General features: G+C 64.5%; 25 protein-coding genes and 1 tRNA gene. 10 read left to right on the top strand and 16 right to left on the bottom strand.

Features of this window, described 5'->3' with window-relative positions; genetic code table 11:
• Positions 1–63 precede the first annotated feature (63 nt).
• Genes M1D40_RS07695 through M1D40_RS07685 form a run of 3 tightly spaced genes read left to right on the top strand, consistent with a single transcriptional unit; the run spans position 64 to position 2,636 of the window.
• A complete protein-coding gene (locus M1D40_RS07695) occupies positions 64–453 on the top strand; it encodes a hypothetical protein (RefSeq protein ID WP_461170749.1) in 390 nt (129 codons plus the stop codon).
• A gap of 6 nt (positions 454–459) precedes the next feature.
• Positions 460–1,947: a sensor histidine kinase gene (locus tag M1D40_RS07690; RefSeq protein ID WP_461170748.1), complete on the top strand. Its 1,488-nt coding sequence runs from the start codon at positions 460–462 to the stop codon at positions 1,945–1,947.
• Entirely contained in the window at positions 1,944–2,636 is a 693-nt protein-coding gene (locus M1D40_RS07685; protein ID WP_461170747.1) for a response regulator transcription factor, read from the top strand. The genes M1D40_RS07690 and M1D40_RS07685 overlap by 4 nt, the downstream gene beginning before the upstream one ends.
• Positions 2,637–2,709: 73 nt before the next feature.
• Here the strand turns inward: M1D40_RS07685 and M1D40_RS07680 are convergent, their stop codons facing one another.
• Positions 2,710–4,050: an APC family permease gene (locus M1D40_RS07680; protein WP_461170746.1), complete on the bottom strand. Its 1,341-nt coding sequence runs from the start codon at positions 4,048–4,050 to the stop codon at positions 2,710–2,712.
• A 166-nt stretch (positions 4,051–4,216) separates the two neighbouring features.
• Here M1D40_RS07680 and M1D40_RS07675 point away from each other — a divergent pair, with 166 nt between their 5' ends.
• Entirely contained in the window at positions 4,217–4,780 is a 564-nt protein-coding gene (locus tag M1D40_RS07675) for a GNAT family N-acetyltransferase (RefSeq protein WP_461170745.1), read from the top strand.
• Between the two features lie 10 nt (positions 4,781–4,790).
• On the opposite strand, the gene M1D40_RS07670 is transcribed toward M1D40_RS07675, so the two are convergent.
• From M1D40_RS07670 to M1D40_RS07660, 3 genes are all read right to left on the bottom strand, one after another.
• Positions 4,791–6,044 (bottom strand): MFS transporter, encoded by a 1,254-nt coding sequence (locus M1D40_RS07670; protein ID WP_461170744.1) that lies wholly within the window; start codon positions 6,042–6,044, stop codon positions 4,791–4,793.
• A gap of 608 nt (positions 6,045–6,652) precedes the next feature.
• Positions 6,653–7,054, bottom strand: coding sequence for an NUDIX domain-containing protein (locus tag M1D40_RS07665; protein WP_461170743.1), 402 nt, complete (start codon positions 7,052–7,054; stop codon positions 6,653–6,655).
• A gap of 121 nt (positions 7,055–7,175) precedes the next feature.
• Entirely contained in the window at positions 7,176–7,781 is a 606-nt protein-coding gene (locus M1D40_RS07660; RefSeq protein WP_461170742.1) for a hypothetical protein, read from the bottom strand.
• Between the two features lie 156 nt (positions 7,782–7,937).
• On the opposite strand from M1D40_RS07660, the gene M1D40_RS07655 reads away from it, so the two are divergent.
• Positions 7,938–8,480, top strand: coding sequence for a MepB family protein (locus tag M1D40_RS07655; protein ID WP_461170741.1), 543 nt, complete (start codon positions 7,938–7,940; stop codon positions 8,478–8,480).
• 143 nt (positions 8,481–8,623) lie between these two features.
• Here the strand turns inward: M1D40_RS07655 and M1D40_RS07650 are convergent, their stop codons facing one another.
• Entirely contained in the window at positions 8,624–9,100 is a 477-nt protein-coding gene (locus M1D40_RS07650) for an NUDIX domain-containing protein (RefSeq protein WP_461170740.1), read from the bottom strand.
• Positions 9,101–9,230: 130 nt separating this feature from the next.
• Here M1D40_RS07650 and M1D40_RS07645 point away from each other — a divergent pair, with 130 nt between their 5' ends.
• Positions 9,231–10,169 (top strand): 5'-3' exonuclease, encoded by a 939-nt coding sequence (locus M1D40_RS07645; protein ID WP_461170739.1) that lies wholly within the window; start codon positions 9,231–9,233, stop codon positions 10,167–10,169.
• A 16-nt stretch (positions 10,170–10,185) separates the two neighbouring features.
• On the opposite strand, the gene M1D40_RS07640 is transcribed toward M1D40_RS07645, so the two are convergent.
• The 3 genes from M1D40_RS07640 to M1D40_RS07630 all read right to left on the bottom strand — a co-directional run bounded on the left by M1D40_RS07640 (position 10,186) and on the right by M1D40_RS07630 (position 13,224).
• Positions 10,186–11,025, bottom strand: coding sequence for an ATP-binding cassette domain-containing protein (locus M1D40_RS07640; RefSeq protein ID WP_461171026.1), 840 nt, complete (start codon positions 11,023–11,025; stop codon positions 10,186–10,188).
• A gap of 96 nt (positions 11,026–11,121) precedes the next feature.
• Positions 11,122–12,168, bottom strand: a complete 1,047-nt coding sequence (locus M1D40_RS07635; RefSeq protein WP_461170738.1) for an ABC transporter permease — start codon at positions 12,166–12,168, stop codon at positions 11,122–11,124.
• Between the two features lie 60 nt (positions 12,169–12,228).
• A complete protein-coding gene (locus M1D40_RS07630; protein WP_341392802.1) occupies positions 12,229–13,224 on the bottom strand; it encodes a substrate-binding domain-containing protein in 996 nt (331 codons plus the stop codon).
• Positions 13,225–13,548: 324 nt separating this feature from the next.
• Between M1D40_RS07630 and M1D40_RS07625 the strand changes: the two genes are divergently transcribed.
• Together M1D40_RS07625 and iolB are read left to right on the top strand one after the other, a co-directional pair.
• Positions 13,549–14,289, top strand: a complete 741-nt coding sequence (locus M1D40_RS07625; RefSeq protein ID WP_461170737.1) for a GntR family transcriptional regulator — start codon at positions 13,549–13,551, stop codon at positions 14,287–14,289.
• A gap of 87 nt (positions 14,290–14,376) precedes the next feature.
• Entirely contained in the window at positions 14,377–15,279 is a 903-nt protein-coding gene (iolB, locus tag M1D40_RS07620; protein ID WP_461170736.1) for a 5-deoxy-glucuronate isomerase, read from the top strand.
• A gap of 50 nt (positions 15,280–15,329) precedes the next feature.
• Here iolB and M1D40_RS07615 read toward each other — a convergent pair whose 3' ends face one another.
• The 8 genes from M1D40_RS07615 to M1D40_RS07580 all read right to left on the bottom strand — a co-directional run bounded on the left by M1D40_RS07615 (position 15,330) and on the right by M1D40_RS07580 (position 24,239).
• A complete protein-coding gene (locus tag M1D40_RS07615; protein ID WP_461170735.1) occupies positions 15,330–16,820 on the bottom strand; it encodes a sugar porter family MFS transporter in 1,491 nt (496 codons plus the stop codon).
• Positions 16,817–17,716 carry a sugar phosphate isomerase/epimerase family protein gene (locus tag M1D40_RS07610; RefSeq protein ID WP_461170734.1) on the bottom strand — a complete coding sequence of 300 codons (900 nt, stop codon included), beginning with the start codon at positions 17,714–17,716 and terminating at the stop codon, positions 16,817–16,819. The genes M1D40_RS07615 and M1D40_RS07610 overlap by 4 nt, the downstream gene beginning before the upstream one ends.
• A 13-nt stretch (positions 17,717–17,729) precedes the next feature.
• Complete coding sequence (locus M1D40_RS07605) at positions 17,730–18,749, bottom strand: Gfo/Idh/MocA family protein (protein WP_461170733.1); 1,020 nt, start codon at positions 18,747–18,749, stop codon at positions 17,730–17,732.
• 33 nt (positions 18,750–18,782) lie between these two features.
• Entirely contained in the window at positions 18,783–19,712 is a 930-nt protein-coding gene (locus M1D40_RS07600) for a sugar phosphate isomerase/epimerase family protein (protein WP_461170732.1), read from the bottom strand.
• Positions 19,713–19,813: 101 nt separating this feature from the next.
• A complete protein-coding gene (gene iolD / locus M1D40_RS07595; RefSeq protein WP_461171025.1) occupies positions 19,814–21,751 on the bottom strand; it encodes a 3D-(3,5/4)-trihydroxycyclohexane-1,2-dione acylhydrolase (decyclizing) in 1,938 nt (645 codons plus the stop codon).
• A gap of 14 nt (positions 21,752–21,765) precedes the next feature.
• On the bottom strand, positions 21,766–22,701 hold the full coding sequence (locus M1D40_RS07590; RefSeq protein ID WP_461170731.1) for a Cgl0159 family (beta/alpha)8-fold protein: 936 nt from the start codon (positions 22,699–22,701) through the stop codon (positions 21,766–21,768).
• A 17-nt stretch (positions 22,702–22,718) separates the two neighbouring features.
• Complete coding sequence (gene iolC / locus M1D40_RS07585) at positions 22,719–23,711, bottom strand: 5-dehydro-2-deoxygluconokinase (RefSeq protein ID WP_461170730.1); 993 nt, start codon at positions 23,709–23,711, stop codon at positions 22,719–22,721.
• Positions 23,712–24,157: 446 nt separating this feature from the next.
• Positions 24,158–24,239 (bottom strand) — tRNA-Leu (locus M1D40_RS07580).
• Positions 24,240–24,368: 129 nt separating this feature from the next.
• Here M1D40_RS07580 and M1D40_RS07575 point away from each other — a divergent pair.
• Together M1D40_RS07575 and M1D40_RS07570 are read left to right on the top strand one after the other, a co-directional pair.
• Positions 24,369–24,974, top strand: coding sequence for an ANTAR domain-containing response regulator (locus M1D40_RS07575; protein WP_152218513.1), 606 nt, complete (start codon positions 24,369–24,371; stop codon positions 24,972–24,974).
• Positions 24,975–25,136: 162 nt separating this feature from the next.
• Entirely contained in the window at positions 25,137–25,472 is a 336-nt protein-coding gene (locus tag M1D40_RS07570; protein ID WP_445818849.1) for a response regulator transcription factor, read from the top strand.
• Positions 25,473–25,480 lie beyond the last annotated feature (8 nt).

Below are 25,480 nucleotides of genomic sequence, written 5' to 3'. Positions count from 1 at the left end.
CCTGAGAGACTTCTAATGTCCGGCTCGGCTGGACGCTGAGGTTCAGGAGGTAGGCTTCGTCACATGACTGGTCGCCGGTTTGCTGCGCTGATAGGGGTCCCGGTCCTGCTGGCTGCTGCTTGGGTCCTCGGCGGAGCGGTCGTTACCCACCCCCCGGTGGACCTGGGGAGCGTGGTCGTGGTCAGTCCCACCGGACCATCGACTACTACCGAGGATCCGTCGACCCCGGACGCCTCCCCGCCTCCACCCGCGCCCGCCGCTCCGCCTGTTTTGGCACCCATTTCTCCCGCTGCGCCGGCAGCACCGACGGGAGCCATCAGGGTCTCGGGAGAGCCCGCACCCGCAGCAGGGGAGCACGAGGATGACGATGACACCGAGGAGGCCGGCATTGATAACAGCGTCAGCGATGATGAGCGCGACGACGGCGTCGTCGACGACGACACCGACGGCTGAACTGACGTGCCGGCGCATACTTCGTCCAGTGCCTCGGGGCTGAGCGCCCGCACCCGCATCATCGGCTGGATGATGCTGCTGGTGACGCTGGCGCTGGCCACAGAGTTCGTCATTGCCGCCCGCGTACTGACGGAGCGAGCCGAGGCGGAATTCGACCGGGAGCTGATCCACGAAGGCGACAAGCTGCGCGACTTCGCCGAGCGGGCTGCAGACCCTGTCACCGGGGAATCGTACCGAGACGTGGGTGCCCTGCTTGCCGGTTATCTCGCGGCGGTTGTGCCCAATGCCGACGAGACGCTGTTCAGCCTGGTCAATGGCCGGCCCGCGCACCGTGCCCGCGCCGAGCCGCCGGCACGGCTCGACACGGACCCGACATTCGTGGGTCTCTCCGCTTACCTGAGCCAGCCGAAGTCCGGTACGGTGACCAGCGCCGCCGGTCCGGTCCGGTATGCGGTTTTTCCGGTACGGGTCGACGGCGATCCAGACAGCGGCGCCCTGGTGGTGGCCGAATTCACCGCCCCGGCGATGGAACGGGTGGCCTCCACAGTCCAGGTGTTGGTCGTTGGCAGCTTGGCGGCACTGGTCTTGGCGGGTCTGGCAAGCTGGGTGATCGCCGGCCGGGTCCTGGCCCCCATCCGCATGCTCCGCCAGACCGCCGAGACCGTTCGGGACTCCGACCTCGACCAGCGGATCACGGTGACCGGCAACGACGACGTCGCAGCCCTCGCACATACCTTTAACCGGATGCTGGACCGCCTGCAGACCGCGTTCACCGGTCAACGGCATTTCCTGGACGACGCCAGCCACGAGCTGCGCACGCCAATCACCGTGATCCGCGGTCACCTTGAGCTGATCAGTGAGGATCCTGCAGAACGGTCGCGGACCCTAGCCCTCGTGCTGAATGAACTGCAGCGAATGAACCGTTTGGTTGATGATCTGATGCTGTTGGCTAAGGCTGAACGCCCCGATTTTCTGGACCTGCACCAGGTCGACGTTACTGACCTCGTGATGGAGGTCCTCAGCAAGGCCAGCGCTCTCGGCGAGCGGCGGTGGTCGGTGTCCGAGGTCACTGAACACACGGTGCTCGCCGACGGTCAACGCCTTACCCAAGCGCTGATGCAGTTGGGGGTCAACGCCGTACGGCATACCAGGCCCGGGGACCGGATCTCTATTGGTGTCCGGGTGGTCGCCGGCCGGCTTTTGTTCAGCGTCGCTGACACCGGCACCGGCATCGCACCCGAGGACGTCCCGCGCATTTTCGATCGCTTCACCCGCGTCGGGCACTGCGGCGATCACGGCGGCCGCGGCGATGGGGCAGGCCTGGGTTTGCCCATCGTCGCCTCCATCGCGCGTGCCCACGACGGGCAGGTGCTGTTGGACAGCACCCCGGGGCAGGGCTCGACGTTCACCCTCGATCTACCCCTTGTACAGGCCAAGGACCAACCCCGCAACACCCAAATTGCGGTCACCCGCCTGTCCAAGGTGCAGCCGTGAACCGGATCCTGGTCGCCGAGGATGAGCCCCGCATCGCCTCGTTCCTGGACAGCGGCCTGAGCAGCAATGGGTTCATCGTCACAGTGGTGGGCGACGGGGAGTCTGCGTACCAGTACGCTCGTACGGGAGCGTTCGACCTGATGGTGCTCGACCTCGGCCTGCCGATCAGAGACGGCCTGACCGTGCTCCGGATGCTGCGCGCCGAGAACATCGATGTGCCGGTGGTCGTTCTGACCGCCCGCGACAGCGTTGCCGACACCGTCACCGGTCTGGAGAGCGGCGCCGATGACTACATTTCCAAGCCCTTCGGCTTCGACGAGCTGCTCGCCCGTGTGCGGCTCAGGCTAAGAAGGCCGAGCCGCAACCCGGCACCGACGATGCTGCGCGCCGGTGACATGACCCTGGACCTACGCACCCGCAGGATCTTGATCGACAGCGAGGTGGCGGAGGTAGAGCTCACCGCCCGTGAATTCGCCCTTGCCGAGGTGTTCTTCCGCCATGCCGACCAGGTCCTGACCCGCGAACAACTGCTCAGTCGGGTGTGGGGCCTGGACTTTGACCCCGGTTCCAATGTCATCGAGGTCTACGTCCGTTATCTGCGCAGAAAACTCGGGAACTCCAGGATTGAGACACTGCGCGGCATGGGGTACCGGCTGCACCTACGCCCCCGGGCCGTCGACCCAACCTAGGTGGCTCCCCCGCGGCTGTCGCCGCAGTCAGGCACGCTCCCTTTCTAATCCGCGGAAGCGGGCGTGCCGCGATTTAGTCGGCACTCACGCGTTCCCCGTGTTTGCGCCCGGCCCGGGCAGCGAGGAACAACAACGATCCAACGACAATGTAGGCGGCGGCACCGAGCCAGACGGCCGCGGTTTGTTGTGTGAGGAGCGCGATGCTCGCAATGATCGCCAGGACCGGCACGAATCGTGGTGCGCTGAAGTGGTCGTGGTCGACTTTGTCCTTTTTGAGGACGAGGACGCTGACGTTGGCGGAAAGGAACACCAGAAGCAGGAGCAGCACGGTGGTTTCGGCCAGTGTGGCCACATTTCCGATCAGGGTAAGGACGATCGTCAATCCGGCAACAACAACAATGGAGACCCAGGGAGTGCGGCGGCCCGGCAGCACGCGGGCGAAGGCGCGAGGGAGCAGTTCCGCTTCCGCCAACCCGTAGCCGACGCGGCTGGCCATGACCATGAAGAGCAGTGCACCGTTGGCGATGGCGATCAGGGCGATGATGCTGAATAGTCCGGGCGGGATTCCTACGCCGCTGGCGGCGACGACGTCAAGCAGGGGGCCGGTGGAGTCTGCCAGTTCGGCCGGGGGCATGACAATGACCGCACCGAGGGCGATGAGCAGGTAGACCACCCCGGCGGTGCAGATAGCGCCGAACAGCGCGCGGGGGTAGGCCTTGGAGGGGTTGCGTACTTCCTCGGCCATGTTTGCTGCGGCCTCGAAGCCCAGGAACGAGAAGAACGCGACAATCGACGCGGCGAAGGCGCCCTGGAGGGGCGGTACGTCCGGTGCGAACTCAAGGAGCCGGGCCGGTTCCCCGTTGCCGGCGGCGAGGACGATGGCGGCGACGACGATGACGATGACGAGACCGGTTACCTCGATGACAGAAGCTACGAGGTTCGCGGCGAGGGACTCCTTGACCCCGCGAAGGTTGATCAGGGTCAGCAGGATGATGAACACGACCGCTGCGGGGGCGGCCGGCACGTCAATGAGCGCCGTGAGGTAATCGCCAGCGAAGGCGTTCGCGAGGGCGGCTGCTGTAGTAATTCCTGAGGCCATCATCAGGAAGCCGACGAGGAATGACACGTAGGGGATGCCAAAAGCCCGGTCGGCGTAGCGTGCGGCTCCGCCGGCGTGCGGGTACTTGGTGATCAGCTCCGCGTAGGTCGCGGCAGTGAGTAGCGCGACGACCAGAGCGATCAGCAGGGGTATCCAGATCGCGCCGCCGACATCGGCGGCCATGGTACCCACGAGGGTATAGATTCCGGCACCGAGGGTGTCGCCTACGATAAACGCGAACAGCAGCGGCGCACCGATTGCCCGCTTCAGCCCGGTTGGTGTTTTTGATGCGGTGGTGCCCGGTTCCTTCGTCATTGGGCTATTGGATTCCGTTTGCCGTCCCTGCGCAAGCACTTGGGCGAAATCCAGTGCACCAAATGTGCTGGGACAGGTAGGCCAACGTCGTTTTCCTGCTCGCAGGCCTCTCTGAACATCCTCGCCTGACACGCCCCTTGGGAAGCAGGAGATAGCCTGAGCCACTATGAGAGAGATCGGCCAGAAAGTTGACTACGCCCGGTTCGAAGACGTTGCGCCGGACGAGCTTTGGGCTGAGATCGCGAGCCTCTTCGTCTCGAGCTTCGCAGCGCCTCCGTACAACGAAACACCAGAAGAGCTTCAAAGCATTGATAAATGGGGCCCCGACAAACTTGCCAGTCCTGGCGGGCGACTTGTCGCAGCGAGACACGACGGACACGTGATCGGTTTTGCGTTATCTCAGAGGCTTGACCAGGACAGCTCCTGGCTGCGACGACTCAACGCATTGCGGCCAGCACTAGACACGCTAATCTCGCCGTCGACAACCGTTATTGTCCAGGAACTCGCTGTCGACAAAGAGTACCGAGGCCGCGGTATAGCCAAACAGTGCGTCCGTAAACTTCTCTCGAATCGAGCCGAACAGGACGTCGTCCTGGGTGTTTTCGGCCAAGCCTCCCAGGTCCGGGAAATCTATGGACACTGGGGTTTTTCCGAGCTCGGTACCTCCCCCATCTACGGCGGGACCGTGACTTTGCATGCCCTGCACCACAAGCTCCCTTGGCCGGCCTAGTCATTTCCGCTTACTCGTGGTCCACCTCGGCGGCGGTGATTGCTTTGTCCGTGAGAATGGGCATCAACACCAAGAGGCCGAGGGTGAGTACTCCCATAATTCCGAACATGGCTTGCAGGCCCAGCCACTGGGACAGCACTCCCCCGGCAGCTGCCCCGATGGGCATGGTTCCCCAGGCTAAAAGACGGTAGGCACTGTTGACCCTGCCGAGTAGCCGGTTGGGGGCAATACGTTGACGCAGAGATACCGTGATGACATTCCACAGCACAATCAGTATTCCGCCCACGAGGAGAATGGGCCCCAGAATGTAGGGGTTGTTGGTGAGTGCTGGTGCTCCGACGAACAAGGCGCAGCCCAGAATACAGAGTGCCAGGGATTTGGACCGGCCCAGCTTCGCTTCCACTGAGTCGGAGATGAACGAACCGATAAAGGCACCGACGGCGGACGTCGTCAGAAGTATGCCGAAGCCAACTTCAGATAGCCCCATTTCGGAAGTTGGCCCTACGGCGAACAGAACAAGGACGGCGAACGCCGCGCTGGACGCAAAGTTGACGACACCGGTCATCGCTGCGAGCGTGCGAAGGACTTTCTGATTCCAGAGGTACCTCAGGCCTTCCCTGATGTCGAACCGCAGTGTCGTCTTTTGTTCTCGTTCTATGCGAAAACTGCCCGGCACTAGGAGTAGTCCGCCTACCGCTGCAAGCCACAGGGCCGCCGGAACAGCGAAACCCGCAACCACCCCGAAACCTATCAATAGCCCACCCAGCGGAGGGCCTATGAACTGGTTGGCGGTAAGCTCAGCGGCGTAGAGCCGTCCGTTGGCGCGTGAAAGCTGATCTTTGTTCACAACCTGGGGCAGGATCGACTGCGCTGAGGTGTCGTAGAGGGTTTCCGCTACCCCAACCGTTAGGGCGACAACGTACAGAGCCCAGATAGACCCGAGATCGAGAAGGATCACCGCTATCAGCAAAGCGGGCAGGACAGCGCGGCTCAAGTTGGCCCACAGCATGAGCTTTCGTCGATCAACCCGGTCCGCCAGGGCTCCGGCCGTCAACGCGAAGAAAAGCCACGGAAGTGTGGCGGCGACAGTGAGCCCCGCGATCAGCGTCGGAGACTGCGTGAGCTGAATCGCCATGAGCGGGAGCGCAATCTTAAACACCCCATCCGCGAGGTTGGAGAGCCCGGACGACGACCACAGCTTCCAGTACGTAGTTCCGAGAGGTAAGCCGTCCGTCGTTTTCACTTGCGGGGCGTTAGGGGTCATACCGTGAACCATCGCACAGTGATTGATAACATTCAAGGGCATTGAGTTATCCCAACACCCCTCAGATTGACAAGCAAAGCGATCCAGGGGATGACGGATAAGCGGATTACACCAAAACGATGGCATTGACCGGTCCGGCGAAAAGCTCCTCCGCACCTGCGGACGAGGCCTCCGGACAGCGGTGCAGAAGGTCGGAGTTAACCCTATTCCCGAGGGGTACCGGATGCGGAACATAAGAATGCGTGCCCCGTACACCGGTCCCCCAGCGCGCAGTTGAGCCGAGGGACGATGCGCCTGAGGCATTCCGTTTAGGAATCGTCCAGCGCAACCACTCAGTGTCTCCGTGCCGTTGAAACTCAGCCAACATCCTCAACTTCATCACCCCAGGCGCCGAGACACGACTCCAATGGGCCGCCACATGCGCGTACCGCGCAATCCAACGAATAAAGCGGGCAGGACTTGACATGTATCCCGCGTCATCCAAGGGCAGTTTGGTCCACACGCACGAATCCATCATCGTTACCCTCGACGGCACTCTGACCTACCTCATCAGTGGCGCCGGCTAATCCTTCCGTGCTCTCATGAGGGGATCCTCCTGCGGGACAGGATCATGCCAGTTCTTGGAGAAACAGTGCTGGGTACACCGGGTCAGCCAGGTCCAGAGATACTGCCTCGTTCAGACTGAACCAGCCCACGTCGTCGTGTTCATCCGGTGCCGCGTTGACAATATCCCCTGCCCAGTCGTCGACTCGCCATACCTTCAAGACGACCTCGGAGTTGCGTCGGGTATGAATGACGCTACCGTCAGGCGGGGTGATTGACACGTTTAGCTCTTCCTGAAGCTCTCGTACGAGTGCTTGACGACTCGTCTCACCCGGTTCGAGATGGCCGCCTGGAAGGTCCCAGACATTGGGATTCGACGTTTTCGCGGAAGACCGATGTACAAGAAGAACAAGCCCATCACGTACCAGCAATCCACATGCCACGTGATGCCTCAAGGGATTCTCCATGCGGCGAGCCTACTAGCCGGCATGGCGACTTGTTGATCCACCGATGGTCCCGGTAGGTGCACTCTCAGTGGGCCGGACATGTCGACCCTTTTCCTGTGCCGGTTCATGGAAGTCTGAGTGTCTATAGAGTGGCCGCAAATTCATGCAGATATGGGTGGTCCTGTGTGGCCAGCGGGTATAGCAGCCCATCGGCGCTGTGCAAGGTTCCAACCGCTTCGCCATTGCGACCTGTGCGAGAACGAGGGGTCTGCCCATATACGGTCCGTTCACCGTCCACGGACTCGGCGAGCTGCGCGGCGGACAATGCCACTAAGGCCGCATTGGTTGGAATCTTGATGGTCAGAACTCCCGCGTCCAAATCGAAACTGTGCTCGCCTTGGTCATGTATTTGGACCAAGACGTAGAAGGCTCCCGCACCGCCTGCATTCCGCGCCTTCTCGTCCAAGGCTAGCGCTGAGCTGCCGTCCTTCCCCCATGCGATCCAGCCCTTTTTGTTCTGCGTGGTCTTGACCTGGACAAGCCACCAGTTGCCGTCACGCTCGGCCACCAGGTCGTGTCCATGGGTCAGCCCTCCATCCCACCTCACGCTGAACCCATGCTCCCGAAGTTCCTTGACGACCAATGCTTCGCCCCACAGACCGGATAAGGATTTGGGGACCATTGCGCTCATCTGCTTGGCAGCATTGGAAAGGGGAACGGACACCTTTACTTCATCAGAATTGGCCATACCCCAAGGCTAGAGGCATGAGGATTGAGGATGAATGCTCGGGAGGTCACGCTAATGTCATTTGTCGTAGACATCTGCGCGGAATTTTCGAAGTCGTCTGCACCTCCGCTCGATCCGTAACGGCAATGTCCCCCCGGACAGGTTTCAGGGCGGTTCTTGACCGGATACAGTTTGAAAATGGGTTTCCATGCATTCAAGCGCTTCATCGACCTTGCGCCTGCTCCTGTCGATGCACAGTCCGTCGTACAGGTTGAAGAACAGAACAGCGACTACGAATCCGGTGTCGTACGCATTGGGAACGAGCAGTGGCGAGTCCGCACCGCCCGAATCACACAGACAAAGCCGGGCGCATTCGTCGCGGTCTGGAAGCGTGGCGAAGGCGGATCGACCAGGCCCTTCACGGCTGACGAGTCGATGTCCGGACTGCTCGTCTTCGTAGAGGAGCAGGAACGGTTCGGGGTCTTCCAGTTCACCCCGGCGCATCTGATCTCCCTCGGATACGTCAGCTCCGACCTGCATCCCGGCAAGCGCGGGTTCCGCGTTTATCCCGCATGGTGCGCCGACCTGAATTCTCAAGCGTCACGCACTCAGCGGGCGCAGGCGGCTTCGTTCGCCGAGCTTTCTCTGACTAACGCGTCGCGGACCGTCATTGAAAGCGTCGATTCCCGCATGACCCGCCCGACAAAAAATGCCCGGTGAGAGCGCGCTAAGGCTACAACTTTGGAAGGCTCCTCGGACCCGCTCATTGGTCGAGCAACGGCCAAAACCTCATGCGTCCAAGGCATCGGATTCATTGAACTCTGATTAATCCGCCCCAGGAAACCAGCACTCCTCCCCCGAACTCAGGTCTCAGCCGAATGGCCGCCGAGCCGGCCGATCAGCGCATCCAGAACCTGCACCTGCCCCTTAACCAGCTTGGTGCGGGCCACGGACTCGGGAAACCAGCCGGCGTCGTCGATCTCCGGATACTCCCGCACCTTGCCCGAGCCCGGCGGCCACTCCAGGGCAAAGGTATTGCTATCGATCCGATCAGGGGCGTACCCGGCCTCAGCGGCAAACACGGTAATCGACTTTTTCGAGGACTGGCAGAAGGTGCCCAGCCAGCTGTACGCGGCATCGGGCGCCGGTGAGCCCATTTCCTCACCGAACTCGCGTAAAGCCGCAGCGAGCGGCTCCTCTCCATCCAGATACTCGCCCTTGGGAATCGACCAGGCGTGGGTATCCTTCCGGGCCCAGAACGGCCCGCCCATGTGCCCGATCCATACCTCCAGCCCGGCGGCAGTACGCCGGTACAGCAGAATTCCAGCACTGGCGATCAAGACGGTCCTTTCCTGCCGACGTGAAATGCTCCCAGCCTAGGCGACCGTCTCCCCCGCTGCGACCGGCAGCTAACCGGCGTCCAACCCCGGCTTCCTCCCGCGGCCCTCCGATTCATGCAAGGATCGGCGTATGCCCTCGCGACTGATGCTGCTGGATACTGCGTCCCTGTACTTCCGCGCCTTCTACGGCGTGCCGGATACGATCCGCCGCAGCGACGGAACGCCGGTCAACGCCGTGCGCGGGCTGCTGGACATGATTGCCCGGCTCACTACGGACTACGAAGCCACCCATCTGGTCGCCTGCTGGGATGACGACTGGCGCCCCCAATGGCGGGTGGACCTGCTCCCCACCTACAAAACGCACCGGGTCGCTGAAGTGGTGCAGGCAGGGCCCGACGTCGAAGTCGTCCCCGATCCGCTGGAGGCGCAGATCCCGATGATCCTGCGCACGCTGGAACTGGCCGGCGTCGCCGTCGTCGGCGCTCCGGACCATGAAGCCGACGACGTGATCGGCACCTACGCCAGCTCCGCGGACCTGCCGGTGGACGTGGTAACCGGCGACCGGGACCTGTTCCAGCTGATCGACGACGACCGGAAGGTGCGCGTGATCTACACGGCCCGCGGCATGAAGAATTTGGATGTGCTGACCGAGGCGTCCATTGTCGAAAAGTACCGGGTGCTGCCGGTGCAGTACGCGGACTATGCCACCCTGCGCGGAGATGCTTCCGACGGTCTGCCCGGCGTCTCGGGAATCGGCGAGAAGACCGCGGCCTCGCTGCTGGGCGAGTACGGTTCCCTAGAGTCGCTGCTGGCGGCCGCGCAGGATCCGGAGAGCGGCCTGTCCGCACCCGTGCGGGCAAAGCTCGCGGCCGCGGCCGACTATCTGTCGGTGGCTCCGACCGTGGTTCGGGTGGTCCGCGACCTGGATCTGCCGGCGCTCGACGACGCCGGTGCCCGGCTGCATCCGATCACCGGCGACGCGCGGGCCGGGTTGGAGAAGCTCGGCAAGGAGTGGAATCTGGGCGGTTCGGTTACCCGGCTGCTGGCGGCTTTTGACCGGTTGAAGTGACGTCAGGGGTTCACTTTCACCGGTGCACCTTACCCGCGCGGCCGGATTCGCTGCCGGCAACTTCGGCTTCCACCTCGGCCACCACGTCCTGGTGGCTGCCCAGTTCCTCCAGCTCGGCGGCCAGCTCTTCCAGTTCCGCGCCGCCTGCCATCTGGGACGTCAGCTGCCCCAGCGTCACATCCTTTTTGTCGTAATAGCCAATGGACCGGCCGCGCTTGAGCAGCAGGAAACTGTCCCCCACCGGATAGGCATGGTGCGGGTTGTGGGTAATGAAGATGACGCCAAGGCCGCGGTCCCGGGCCTGCAGGATATAGCGCAGCACGACGCCGGACTGCTTGACGCCCAGCGCCGCCGTCGGTTCGTCCAGGATCAGTACCTTGGCCCCGAAGTACACGGCACGGGCAATTGCCACGCACTGGCGCTCGCCGCCGGAGAGCTGGCCGATGGGCTGCTCGACGTCGCGCAGGTCGATGCCCATGTCCTGCAGTTCTTTCCGGGTAATCTCTTTCATCCGCTCCACGTTGAGGCGCTTGAAAGGCCCCGCGCCGGTGGTGAGTTCGGAGCCCAGAAAGAAATTGCGCCAGATCGGCATCAGGGAAACCACGGCAAGGTCCTGGTACACGGCGGCGATGCCCAAATCCAGGGCTTGCCGGGGCGAGGAAAACCGGCGCTCCTCCCCCAGCACCGTGAACGTCCCGCCGTCGTGCGGATGGAGCCCGGCGATGATTTTGATCAGCGTGGATTTCCCCGCGCCGTTGTCGCCCAGCACGCAGGTGACGCTGCCGGCGTCGACCGCCATCGTCACGTCCCGCAGGGCAATGATGTTGCCGTAGTGCTTGCTCACGTCCGCCAGCATCAGCAGATGGCTGTCGGCGGCTTCCGCGGCATCCGGTGGTCCGTCCGGCCTTGCTGACGGGCCGCTGTCCAAGGTGTCCATAACGATCTCCGTCCGCTAACTCTGTTCGGCCCGGCGTTTGACCACCAGGTTCACGATGGTTGCCAGCAGCAACATCAGGCCCAGGAAGAACTTGAACCAGTCCGGGTTCCACTCCGCATACACGATGCCCTTGTTGGCCATGCCGAAAATGAACGCCCCGATCGCCCCGCCGATGGCCGAGCCGTAACCTCCGGTCAGCAGGCAGCCGCCGATGACGGCCGCAATGATGTAGAGGAACTCGTTGCCGATGCCTTCACCGGACTGCACGGTCGAAAAAGCAAACAGGTTGTGCATCCCCAGCAGCCAGGCGCAGAAGCCCACCCCCATGAACAGGCCGATTTTGGTTCTGACGACCGGGACGCCGACGGCACGGGCCGCATAGGCGTCCCCGCCGGACGCGAAAATCCAGTTCCCGATCCTGGTGCGCAGCAGGATCCAGGAGGCAACGGCCACCAGTCCGATCCAGATGAACACCGTGATCCGCACGTCCACCCCGGCTATGTTCACCGAGGAGGCGAACACCGCCTTGGCGGAATCAAAGCCGTCCATGGTGGAGATCGACGGCGTGGAAACACTGCCGCCGATGGCCCGCGTCAGGCCCAGGTTCAGACCGGTGAGCATCAGGAAGGTTGCCAGGGTGACGATGAAGGAGGGCAGCTTGGTCTTGATCAGGATCCAGCCGTTGATGAAGCCGATGCTCAGCGACATCACCAGCGCCAGCGCCACGCCCACCCACACGTTCACGGAGAAATACCAGCTGAACAGTGATGCCATCAGGGCCGAGCTGATGACCGCGACGCCGGTGGAGAGGTCGAATTCGCCGCCGATCATCAGCAGCGAAACCCCCACTGCCATGATGCCGATGGTCGACGCCCCGTACAGCACGGTGGCGATGGAACCGGGCTGGAGGAAGATCGGCGCGACGGCCGAAAAGAAGATGAAAAGCGCAATGGCGCCCACGAGCGCCCCGATCTCCGGCCGCCCCAGCAGCTTGGCCAGCGGGCTCTTGGCGGCCACCCGCTCGTCCGCCACCGGTACTGCAACAGTCACTGCGTTTGCCATGTCACGTTCGCTTTCTCTGTACTTCGAAGCCTGTGCCGGCCGCGGAGCGGGCTGATTCCGTCAGCGGATGCCGTCTTCGGCGAAGGACGCCACCTGCTCGGCATTGGTGGAATCGATGATGGTGGGACCGGTCAGGACCGGCTGCCCTCCCCCAATCTGGAAGCCGCCGCGCGTGTTCTGCCAGAGAGCATCAACAGCGCCGTACCCCTGCATCCACGGCTGCTGGTCAACGGTGAAGATGACCTCGCCGTTGACGATCCGTTCGGCCAGTTCCGCGTTCAGGTCGAAGGAAGCCACCTTCGCCTCGCTGCCGGAGGTGCCGACGGCGTTCAGGATGGTGAGGGTATAGGGGGCACCGAGACCGATGACGACGTCGGCGTCGGCGGATGTCTGCAGCTTCGCCGTCACTGTCGACTCCACCTGCGTCATATCCGTGCCCGGCACGTACAGGATCTCCGTTGCCGGAACCTGGGCCTGGACACCGGCGCAGCGGTTCTCGAGCCCGACGTGGCCCTGTTCCTGGATGACGCAGATTGGATGCGTATAGCCGTCAGCGGCCAACCGCTGGCCCACGGCTTCCCCGGCAAGGCGCTCGTTGGAGCCGAAGTGGGTAAAGGCACCCAGCTCGGCCGAGCGGTCCTCGCCGGCGTTCAGGCTCACCACGGGGATGCCGGCGGCCTGCGCCTGCTCCAGCGCGGAGGCTACGGCGTCGGGCTTGGCCAGAGTGACGGCAATGCCGTCCACACCCTGCTGCACCGCCTGCTCAATGAGCTGCGCCTGCCGGCCGCCTTCGGGGTCGGAGAGGTACTGCAGCTCCACATTGTCCTTCTGCGATGCCTCTTCCGCGCCCTTGCGCACTATGTCCCAGAAGGTGTCTCCGGGGGCGGCATGGGTAATCAGGGCGATCGTGATCCGGTCCGTTCCGGCGACTTCGCCGCCGCCCTCCCCGCCGGTTTCCGGCTCGCGTCCTCCCGAGCTGGAACATGCCGTGAGAACGAGGGCCGGAACCAGTACACCGGCCGCTGCCAGTTTCCGCCAGGAAAGCTTGTGTGACACGAGAGTCTCCTTTGTCTTCGTGATCCCCGCCCTGAACCTTCGGTCGGCCCGCGGAGGCGTGACTCCACTTCAGCTGGGAAGTCCAGAATAGCGACACGCCTCACAGAGTCAATGGATTGTCAGGACATATACACACGAGGAAAGACCTGTGGCCGCCCGGGCGTTGGCCCGCTACGCTCCCGGGCTGTGACCGGCGTCGCTGTGTACAATCGAAGGACACTTTTGTCCTGACATAGCGCGGCAGTGTGGACGAGCAGGGCAGACAAAACGGACCGGGGCCAGGCCTCCGTACAGCAGACCGGGAAGTAAGCGAAGGAGCGGCACATGGGTGCAGAACTCAACATTCCGATCGACCGGTCCTCCCCGGTGCCGCTGTACCACCAGGTGGTCCAGGGCATCGAAGCAGCCATCCACAGCGGCGAGCTGGAATACGGCTCCAGACTGGACAATGAAATCGAGCTCGCCGGCAAACTGAAACTGTCCCGTCCGACCATGCGCAAGGCGATGGATGAGCTGGTCCGCTCCGGACTGCTGGTGCGGAAGCGGGGCGTTGGCACGCAGGTGGTCTCCAGCCAGGTGCGGCGCCGGCTGGAGCTCTCCAGCCTGTACGACGATCTGCAGCGGGGCGGCCAGAAGCCCTCCACGGAAGTGCTGGAATTTCGCCACGGACCGGCAGATCAAGATATCTCCCGGGCCCTGGAGCTGCCGGACGGCGTCAACGTTTACCACCTGAAGAGGCTGCGCAGCGTGGGCGGGAAGCCCCTGGCACTGATGGAAAACTGGGTGCGGAACGACATCACGGAAATCACCGAGGAAGGACTCCGCCGCGAGGGCCTCTACCAAATCCTCCGGAACGCCGGCGTCAACTTCCGCCTTGCCACCCAGCGGGTGGGCGCTACCGTCGCAACTGCCAAGCAGGCAGAGCTGCTGCACACCTCGCCGGGCGCCGCCCTGGTCACGATGGCACGCACGGCGGTGGACGACGCCGGCCGGAACGTGGAGACCGGCCGCCACGTCTACCGCGGAGACTCGTACAGCTTTGAAATGACCCTCGTCCAGTCGTAGCCGGACTCTTGACAGGACATTCTCACAAAGCAAGAATCGGCAGGACTTTTCCCTGTCCGCCGGCCGATGCCCAAGGAGACAGAATCCATGCCGGAAACACCTCAGTGGGTTTATCCCTTCGGTTCCGCGAACGACGGCGACTGGCAGGTATCGCTCGGCGCGTCCGATAGTGCCGCCCGGGTTCCGGGCTGGGCGCACACCGGCATCAAGGTTGCCGCGCTCGCCCCCGGTGCCTCCGTGTCTCTGCCCGCCGAGGATGAAGAACGGCTGGTCATTCCGCTCGAGGGCGCCTTCTCGGTCACTGTCGAGGGCACCAAATATGACCTGCGGGGCCGGCGCTCGGTCTTTCGCGGACCCACCGATGTCCTGTATTCAGGCATCCGGACGTCCCTGACCATCTCGTCGGAGGACGGCGGAAGGGTTGCCGTAGCGCTGGCACCTGCTTCGGCCGGCTACCCGGTCAGGCTGGTCAGGGCAGAGGAAACACCGCTGGAGCTGCGGGGATCCGGAGCCTGTTCCCGCCAGGTCCACAACTTCGGCACACCCGGGACACTCGAGGCTGACAGGTTCATCGTGTGCGAGGTCATCACCCCGGCCGGCAACTGGTCCTCCTATCCCCCGCACAAGCATGACGAGGAAAAGGACGGCGAGAGCAACCTCGAGGAGATTTACTACTTCGAAGCGCAAACGGCCGCTGACGCTCCGGCACCCGCGGCTGCGGACCCCGTCGGATTTGCACGGGTTTATGCCTCAGATGGGCGGCCGATTGACGTCAGTGCGGAGGTGCGCAGCGGCGACGTCGTTCTGGTGCCCTACGGCTGGCACGGTCCGGCAATGGCGGTGCCGGGCTACGACCTCTATTACCTCAACGTGATGGCCGGCCCCGGCCGCGTGCGGGAATGGCTGATCAGCGACGACCCGCACCACGGCTGGATCCGGCAAACCTGGGACACCCAGCAGATGGATGCCCGGCTTCCCTTCACCTCCTGACACCTTTCCCACCCCCGTCCGGGAGGGGCAGCGGGGAGACCGGGAGGGGCTTAGCCGAGGGCCGCAGCCACGGTGGGACCCTGCCGGCGCAGGGCGGCGGTATCCCGGGCGTGGAACTGCTCCTCCAGTTCCTCCAGGGACTTCCCGCGTGTTTCGGGAAGATAGGCCTTCACGAACAGCACGGCGAAAATGCCGACGCCCGAGAACAGGAAGAAGGTTCCCGAGATCCCGATGGCCGCAGTGAGCACCGGGAAGCTGAAACCGACGGCGAAATTGACCATCCACAGAATGAAGGCAGTGCTGCCCATGCCCAGACCGCGGATCCGCAGCGGGAAAATTTCCGAGAGCATCAGCCAGGTCACCGGCGAAATGGCTCCCTGCTGGAAGGCCAGGAAGGAGACAGTGAGCGCCAGGATGACGAACCCGCGGCCGGTTCCTTCGGGCAGCACCAGGGAGAAGACTCCGATCAGTGCCAGCACCACTATGGTGCCCAGCTGTCCAACCATCAGCATCGGTCGCCGACCGACCCGGCCCAGCAGCCAAATCCCCACGAAGGTGGCCAGGACGGAAATCACTCCGTTGGCAATATTGGCCGTGAGCGCGGCTTCGGTGCCGAAACCGGACTCCTTCAGGATTTCCGTGCCGTAGTACATGATCGAGTTCACGCCGGTGATCTGCTGGCAGATGGCCACGCCCACGCCGATCAGGAAGATCCGGCGCATCCAGGGAACCTTGAGGTCGCGGATCGACCCCTTCTTGGCTTCATAGTCCTCACGGGCCAGATGCCGGACCTCGTCGAATTCCTTGCGGGCAGTGGCCTCGGTGCGGATTTTCTTCAGCACCTCAAAGGCTTCGGGGAAGCTGCCCATGGACGCGAGCCAGCGCGGGCTTTCCGGCACCCGCAGCATGCCCAGCCAGAGGCCGATGGCCGGCAGGGTGGCCAAGACCAGCATCCAGCGCCAGATGCCGAGGTTCTCACCCCAGATGTTGCCCAGCACGGCGTTGGTGATGAAGGCGAGCAGCTGGCCGGAGACAATCATCAGTTCGTTCCGGGTCACCATCTGGCCGCGCAGGTGGGCCGGGGACATTTCCGCCAGGAACACCGGAACCATGGCGGATGCCCCGCCCACGGCCAGGCCAAGGATGAAGCGGAAGAACACCGTGATCTCCACGTTTGGTGCCAGCGAGACGCCGATGGTGCCCAGCAGGAAAACCGCTGCCAGTCCCATGATCAGCCGCCGGCGGCCGAACCGATCCGCGAGCCTCCCGCCGGTGATCGCGCCGAACGCCGCACCCACCAGCAGCGAACTGGTCACGAGGCCGGTGGTGACGGGGGTCAGGCCCAGATCTTCCTCCATGAACGGCAGGGCGCCGTTGATGACGCCGGTGTCATAACCAAACAGCAGGCCGCCCAGGGTACTGACGGCGGCGATCCTTTTGAGCTGCTTGTTGGGCTTGCGTTCATTCGCCGATTCCCCCGGGCCCTTCCCGGCCGGGCCATCCGGTTGGAGTTCCTCATTGGGCTGACTGGTCGCACTCATCGTTCCTCCGTCCCTGCCCGGCTTCGCCCGCTGCTCCGGACGAGGTCCTGCATAGTGGTGAGTTGATAACGGGATACTTCAACGGCGTTTTCATTTTCGGCAAAGACGCTGGAGACCATGACTGTTTCCGGGCGGTCCAGGAATCCGTTCCCGGCCAGTGCCCCGAATAGTCCGGGCCAGTCCACATCGCCGTCGCCGATCTTCAGGTGCTGGTGCACGCGCACGGGACTGCCCGGCGGGTTGGTGATGTACCGCAGCCCGGAGGACGCGGCGTGGTTCATGGTGTCGGCAATGTGGACCACCCGCAGCCGGTCCCCCGCCGCAGCAATAATCTCCGCCGGCGGGTCCGCCATGTGGAACGTGTGGGCGGCCACGTACACCATGCCGAGATTCGGCGAGTTGACGCCGCGGATCACCCGCCAGGCGGCAAGGCCTTCCTCCACAAAGTCATCCGGATGCGGATCGATCGCCACATGAACGCCCTCGCGCTCAAACAGCGGCACCAGTTCTTCCACGGACCGGTAAAACGCCGCTTCGGATTCCTCCGGCTGCTCCGGCCGGCCGCTGAACTCGGTGTTCAGCTGGGTAACCCCAAGGTCGACGGCGATCTGCACCGCGCGTTTCCAGTAGCCGACGGCGGCCTGCCGCAGGTTTTCGTCCGGGGAAGACCAGCGCAGCACGGGCAGGACCGAGGCGATTTCCACCGACGCCTCTGCACAGGCCTTCCGCAGATCCGCCACCAGTGCGTCGTCGGCCTTGGGGTGGGTGAAGAAGGGCAGGACGTCGGGGTGCGGCGTGAGCTGGAGGTACCCATACCCCAGTTCGGCGGCGAGCCGCGGGAATTCCAGCAGGCCGTGGGTGCGGTGGAACGGGGTGGGGTCCAGGGCAATCTTCATGGTGAGCCCCTTCTCAGGCCTGGAGATACAGCGGCGGTTTGTCGTTGAGGATGACGGCTACCTTTTGGCCGGTCCGCTGCGCCTCCACGCCCGCCTCGCAGCAGGCAGCCGCGGCGTACCCGTCCCAGGCGCCGGGCCCGGTGATGCTGCCCTGCCGCGCGGCGTCCACCCAGGCCTGGACCTCCCGGTCGTAGGCGGTGCTGAACCGTGCCGCGAAGCCCGGACTGACCGGACCGCCCCAGCGGCCCTGCGTACTGAGGTACGGACCGGCGTCGTTCCCGATCCGGAAAACACCCTGCTCAAACACGGCCTGCGTGGCTACCTCGTAGCCGAACTGGGCGTTGACGTAGATCTCCACGTCGGCGAGCACCCCGGATGCCGTTTCGAGCAGCACCTGCTGCGGATCCTGCTGGCCGGCGGGCGCGCTGCGGGTGGCTTTGCCGGTCCGGACCTGCACGGAGGTGATCTCTTCACCGGTGAAAAAGCGGACGGCGTCGAACTCGTGCACCACGGAGTCGTTGATCAGCATCTCGTTGGTGAAGCCGGGCGGGGTGGACGGGTTGCGGTGCTGGTGGTGCAGCATCAGCACCTCCCCCAGCTCGCCGCTGCGGATCAGTGCCTGGAGCTGCGCGTACTCGGAGTCGTAGCGGCGCATGAAGCCCACCTGGATCCGCCGGCGGCCCAGCTTTTCCTCGGCCTGCACCACGCGCCAGGCCGACGCCGAATCCGGCGTCAGCGGTTTTTCGCACAGCACCGGCAAGTCCCGGGCCAGGATGGCATGCAGGGCTTCTTCATGAAGGAAGCCGGGGGTGGCGAGCAGCACTGCGTCCGTGTCCGGGTTCCCCAGCGTGTCGGCTACGTCGGTCAGGGCGGCGGCGCCGGGGATTCCCGCAACAGCGGCTGCCGCGCGCTCCGGATCGATGTCGACGACGGCGCCCACCTCCGCTCCGTGGATGCGCCGGTGCAGGCGCTGGATATGGTCAACGCCCATGCGGCCGGCTCCGATGACGGCGACGCGGAGATTCTGGCTCATCTGAGCCTCCTTAAAGTCGTGCTGGGTTCGGTGTTAGGCGTCCAGCCGTGAGGAAAGCCGGGCCGGGGAACCACAGGAGAGCAGGTAGTCGCGGGTGCGGCGGGCAATGGGCAGCGGAATCCCGAAATCGGCGACCGGGTACATGTCCTGCTCCACAATCCCGAAGAGTGGCCTGCCGAGGTTTTCCGCGGCAGCGATCACGCGGGAGAGGTCGGGCAGGCCGCGGGGAGGTTCCGTCATGACGCCGGCGAGGTTTGCCGCCGCCCAGGTCAGGTTCTGCTGCCGCACGTTGGCCAGGATCTCCGGGTCGATCTGCTTCAAATGGAGGTAGCCGATCCGGTCGGGATACCTGGAGATCAGTTCCACGCTGTCTGCTCCTCCGTACTCGGCGTGTCCGGTGTCCAAACACAGCGATACCAGCGACGGGTCGGTTCCCTGCAGGAATCGCTCGATATCCGGCTGGGAGCACACGTGGGAGTCAGCGTGGGAATGGAACTGCTGCTGCAGTCCGTATTCCTCGGCCAGGATCCTGCCCAGCCGGTCGTGGCCGGAGAGCAGCTCATTCCACTGTTCGGCGGAAAGTTCGGGATTCTCCAGTGCCTCGCCGCTGACGTCGTCGCGCCACATCGCCGGAATTACCACCAAGTGCTCCCCGCCCAGCGCGGCCGCCAGTTCCGCCACTTTGCGGATGGGTTCCTCCGCAGTGCCCCACTGGTTGCCGCCGCGGTGAAAGGCCGTGAACACGGTGCCGGCGCTCAGTTTCAGGCTCCGCTGCGCCAGTTCATCGGCCAGCCGGACCGGATCAGTGGGCAGATAGCCGTAGGGGCCCAGTTCAATCCAGGAGTAGCCGGCTCCGGCAGCCTCGTCCAGGAAGCGCTGCCAGGGGGTCTGGAGCGGGTCATCGGGAAACCAGACACCCCAGGAATCGGGGGCGGTGCCGATGATGACTGTGTTCTCTTCCATTTAGCTGGTCCTGCCTTCTTCAGAGGATGTGGAAGTTTCCTGCTCTGTGAAAAGCTCCTGCCGAGACCGTACGGGTGAGCGCCGCTGCTGCCGCACGGCCCTCACCCGATCAGCGGCCGCTGCCGGGCTTTGTGCTCCGTGTAGGTGACGTTCGCTGCGCCGGTGGACTCCAGTTCCGATGTTTCCGCGACCGGGACGTCCCACCAGGATTCCGAATCGGGAGCGTCGATAAGGGGATCGGATTCGATGTGGATAAGCACCGGTCCGCTCCCTTCCGGTTCGGCCTTCGCCTTTGCCACGGCAGTCTCCAGGTCGGCAATGACGTTCGGTCCGGGTTCCACCCGGATCACCCGGACGCCCAGTGACGCGGCGTTCGCCGCGAGGTCCACCGGGAGCGTCTCGCCGTCGTCGAACGTGTGCTGCTTGGCGTCCAGCGTTCGGAACCGGGTACCGAACCGCTGTGAGCCCAGCGATTCCGAAAGCGCTCCGATAGAGGCATAGCCGTGGTTCTGGATCAGGACGGTGATGAGCTTGATGCCCTCGGCGACGGCGGTGACCAGTTCCGTGTGCATCATCAGGTAGGAACCGTCCCCCACCATGACGACGACGTCGCGCGGCGTCTCGCCGTCGCCGGACCGCTGCGCCTCGTCGATGGAGGCCCGCTTGACGCCCAGTCCGCCGGGGATCTCGTACCCCATCGTGGAAAAGGCGTATTCCACGTGGTAACCGTACGGATCGCGGATGCGCCACATCTTGTGCAGGTCCCCCGGCAGGGAGCCGGCGGCGCAGACGACGACGTCGCGGGCTTCCATCGCACGGTTGACCGCTCCGATAATCTCGTTCTGGCTCGGCAGCGGGGTGTGCCGCTCGTTGAACGCTTCATCAACAGTGCGGTCCCAGCGCTGCTTCTCGGCGGCCATCAGCTGCTCCAGGTCGCCGCCGATGCGGTATCCGCCCAGCTGCTGCGCCAGGCGCACCAGAGCCTTGCGGGCGTCAGCAACAATCGGCAGGGCGCTGCCGAGTTTGTAGGCATCGATCGGGGCGACGTTGATGTTCACGAACTGCACGTGCGAATTCTGGAAGGCCGTGTGGGAGGCGGTGGTGAAGTCCACGTAGCGGGTGCCGATCCCGATCACCAGGTCGGCTTCGCGGGCGACGGCGTTGGCCGCCGTCGTGCCCGTGGACCCCACCGCGCCCAGGCAGTAGGGCGCGTTCCACGGCACGGAGCCGACGCCGGCCTGGGTGTAGGCGACCGGTATGCCTGTCTGCTCCGCCAGCCGGGCCAGCTCGTCCGCGGCAAAGGAATACAGCACGCCGCCGCCGGCGATGATGAGCGGACGCCTGGCTCCGCGGATCAGGGCCGCGGCACGCCGGATGTCCTCTTCCTCGGGGACCGGGCGGCGGATGCGCCAGTCGCGTTCAGCCAGGAAGTCCTCGGGAACGTCCAGTTCTTCGGCCTGCACGTCCTGGGGCAGGGAGACGGTGACCGCACCGGTGTCTGCGGGGTCAGTCAGGACCCGCAGGCCGTGAAGGAACGCCGAGAAGAGCTGCTCGGGGCGGACCACCCGGTCAAAGTAGCGGGACAACGGACGGAAGGCGTCATTGACGGTGATATCGTATGCCTCCGGCCGCTCCAGCTGCTGCAGCACGGGGTCGGGGGCGCGGGTGGCGAAGGTGTCGGAGGGAAGCAGCAGCACCGGGAGCCGGTTGGTGGTGGCCAGTGCTGCACCGGTGAGCATGTTGGTTGCTCCGGGCCCGATGGAACTGGTGACCGCATACGTGGCCCTGCGGCGGGTGTGCCGGGCGTACCCCACGGCTTGGTGCACCATTGCCTGCTCATTGCGTCCCTGGTAGTACGGCATCAGCGCCGGGTTCTTAACCTGTGCCTGCTTCAGCGCCTGCCCCACGCCGGCAACGTTGCCGTGGCCAAAAATGCCGAACATGCCCGGGAACAGGCGCTCGCGGTATTCGGGCCCGCCGGCGTCGTCCACGGCGTACTGGTTTCCCAGGAACTGAACCACTGCCTGGGCCACGGTCATTCTGCGGGTAACCATCAGCTGGAAACCTCCTGCTCGCTGCGGGTGTTGGATGCGGTTCCGGTCCTCAACAGTGCTGCCGCTGCGGCCACGGCTTCGCTGACGGTGCCGGTCTTCGGGAACAGCAGGGTGCGGCCCACCGTCAGGCCCTGAACGCCGGGCAGCTTCAGTGCCTCTTCCCAGAGTGAGTACGTCTCCTGCGGAGAGCCGGTCGGGTCACCGCCGAGGAGCACGGTGGGCATGGTGGTGGATGCCAGCACCCGTTCCATGTCGCGGACCACCGGCAGCTTCATCCAGGTGTAGGCGCTCGTGGAACCGAGTCCGGAGGCAATCGCCACTGAAGTGACGACGGCGTCGGTGCTCAGGTCGTTGCGGAGCAGTCCGTTGTCCCACACGGACATGAAGGGCTCCACCATGGCCACCAGCCGCCGCTCCGCCAGGCTGTTGATGGCCTGTGCCGCCGCTTCCAGTGCGGCGGGCGTCGCAGGATCACCGAGGCAGATCCGGGTCAGCATTTTGCCGCCGGTCGCTCCAAGTTCCTCCAGCGCCGCGGGGGTGTGTCCGGTGAAACGGTCCTCGACTTCGTTGACGGACCCGGCAAGGCCGCCGCGGTTCATGGACCCGAACAGCAGCTTGCCGTCCAGGGCGCCGAGCAGGAGCAGGTCATCCATGATGTCCGGGCTGGCCAGAACGCCGTCGACGGCGGGATTGGCCAACGCTTCCTGCAGCCGGTCAAGCAGTTCATGACGATTCGCCATGACCGCCGGCCGGTCCCCGACGCCGAGCGCACCCCGGGCGGGATGGTCTGCTGCGAGAATGAGGTTCTGCCGGCCGGCCGACGGGCCGGGGTGCGGCGGACGGTCTGCTGCGGCACGGCGGACGGCGTCCGGATCTTCGAGCCGGATGCGGGAGAGGCGCTCATAACGCCGGGGATCTGCGGCTGCCCCGGTCATGGCAGAGCCTTCCCCGGTCATGACAGAGCCTCCAGGAGCTCCGGAACCATGCGGCCGCGTTCGGCGAGCAGTCCGGTGACCTCCGCCGGCGTCGGCATGGCGTCGGCGCAGGAAATCCGGGACGCCACCAGCGCTCCGGAAGCATTGGCATACTCCAGCACGGCGGTCAGCGGCCAGCCAGCAAGCAATCCGTGGCAGAGTGCGCCGCCAAACGCGTCTCCGGCCCCCAGCCCGTTGACCGTCTGCACAGGAACCGGGGCGGAGACCACCCGCTCGGATTCCGTCCTGGCCATCACGCCGTCGGGACCGAGCTTGACGACGGCCAGGCGAACTCCTGCTTCGAGCAGCCGGTCAGCCTGCTCGTCCGGCGTCCCTGATCCGACTGCCACCGCGCACTCCGCGGTGTTGCCGACGGCGACGGTGACGTGGGGCAGGATGCAGGCAATCTGTTCCCGGGCTTGCGCAACGGATGGCCAGAACATCGGCCGGTAATCCAGATCCAGCACGGTATGCCGGCCCGGGGCGAGGGCGTCACGCGGACGTGCCTCGTGCGCGGCCAGGTGGGCCGCACGGCTGGGCTCCTGGCACAGGCCTGTCAGAGTGGACCAAAAGATCCCGGCGTCGCGGATGGCCTCCAGGTTCAGCTCACCGGCCGCGATCTGCAGGTCAGGAGCTGTGGGAAAACGTCCGTAGAAATACAGCGGAAAGTCGTCCGGCGGTTGGATGGCGCAAAAGGTGACCGGAGTCTGCAGTCCGGGCACGGCGCTGACCATGCTGTCGTCGACCCCGAACTTCTGCAGCTCCCCGTGCAGGTACTCCCCGAACGGATCCTGGCCGGTGCGGGTAATAACGGCGCTCTCCCGGCCGTGCCGGGCTGCCGCCACGGCCACATTGGACGGCGAGCCGCCCAGATATTTTCGGAACGTCCCGACGTCGGCCAGGCCCACGCCGATGTCCTGCGGGTAGACGTCAACGCTGATCCGTCCCATGGTGAGTACGTCGTGAGCCACTGTGATCCGCCGGCCTTTCCGTTCCGGGCGGGAAGCTCCACCCAGCTCTGGCTATGGATGTGACCTGAGCCACACCCCACACTCTGCCGTTCGGACTTTGTCCTGTCAAACATTTTTTACGGAAAGATCAGTGCAGCCGCTTTTTCACCTGCCGACAGGGGCCCCCAAGTTCGTACCGGGCCGGAAGCACCAGCCCCGAAGGGCCGGCTCACCGTCATGTCCTGTCATATTCCCGGTCTGAGGCTGGGCGCTCGTTAGCACCAGTGGCGGTGGAGTGGCGGTGCCCGGATGGGGTGCCCGAGTGGCGGTGCCCGGATGGGGTGCCCGGATGGGGTGCCCGGATAAAGCAGGGCAAAAGAAAGCACCCCGGTCCGAAAACCGGGGTGCTGCTTGGAACCTGGTGCGCCGTGTCTTGTCCGTAAAGGCGTCAGAAAGAACCGCAAAGGTGCCCGAAGTGGGACTCGAACCCACACACCTCTCGATACTGCATTTTGAGTGCAGCGCGTCTGCCAATTCCGCCATTCGGGCCGGCCCTGCGGCGTGAATCACAAAGTTCACAATCCGTGTTGGGCGCGAATCTACTCTACATGCGGATAGGCTATTTCTGTGAACTGTCAGTTCGCACACGGCAGTCCAACCGCATTCTGAGGAGCACCTGTGTCTGAGTCAACCGAGCCCGCCCCCTCCAATACACCGGCGCGGCGCGTCATCGTCGCTGAAGATGAGACCCTGATCCGCCTCGACATCGTGGAAATCCTCACAGGCGAGGGATACGACGTCGTCGGCGAGGCGGACAACGGCGAGAAAGCCGTCCAGCTGGCCACCGAGCTCAAGCCGGACCTGGTCCTGATGGACGTCAAGATGCCCGTCATGGACGGCATTACGGCGGCCGAGCAGATCGTCAAGGCACGCATCGCCCCGGTGGTCCTGCTGACCGCGTTCAGCCAGAAGGAACTGGTGGAGCGCGCCCGCGAAGCCGGAGCCATGGCCTACGTGGTCAAGCCCTTTACACCGGCGGACCTGATCCCCGCCATCGAAATTGCCCTCTCCCGCCATGAGGAAATCAAGGCGCTCGAGGACGAAGTCAGTGACCTGAAGGAGCAGTTCGCCACGCGCAAGCTGGTGGAGCGCGCCAAGTCGCTGCTGACCACCAAGATGGGCCTGACCGAGCCCGAGGCCTTCCGCTGGATCCAGAAGACCTCCATGGACCGCCGGCTGAGCATGCGCGAAGTCGCCGAGACCATCATCAACCAGGTCAACTAACTCCGCTCCGGCCGCCACACGTTTTATGCCCTGCCCGACGACGTCGGGCAGGGCATTTTCGCGTGGTCGCGGTCCGGCGCTGCCAGTTTGCACCCTCCGAGGCCGCCGGCACCCTTGCAGCCTGTCCTGGCTGAATGAGCCGCACCTATATTGGACACACATATGGAGCAGCGGGCGGCCGGCACGGGGCCGGGCCCTCCTGGCCTCCACGAGGAGCGGACCAGAGTGACGGAGACCGGATTATCGAAGCCCGCCGCGCCGGGACTGGCCGCGCGCTCCCGGCAGGCTGACCGGCCGGACACTGCCAGGCTGCTCACTCCCAGAGAACGGGAGATCCTCCGCGAGCTTCCGCGGCACCAGACGGTGCAGGACATAGCTGACGGACTCCGGCTCAGCCCCAATACCGTCAAAACACATCTGAAATCCCTTTACCAAAAGCTCGGAGTCTCACGGCGCTCGGCGGCAGTGAAAAGGGGCGCTGAAATAGGCCTCCTTTGAAACCGGCG

It is taken from the genome of Arthrobacter sp. Z1-15 (genome assembly GCF_054792395.1).
The sequence above is the reverse complement of the archived record's forward strand: the minus strand, read 5'-3'. Positions and strand labels throughout refer to the sequence as shown.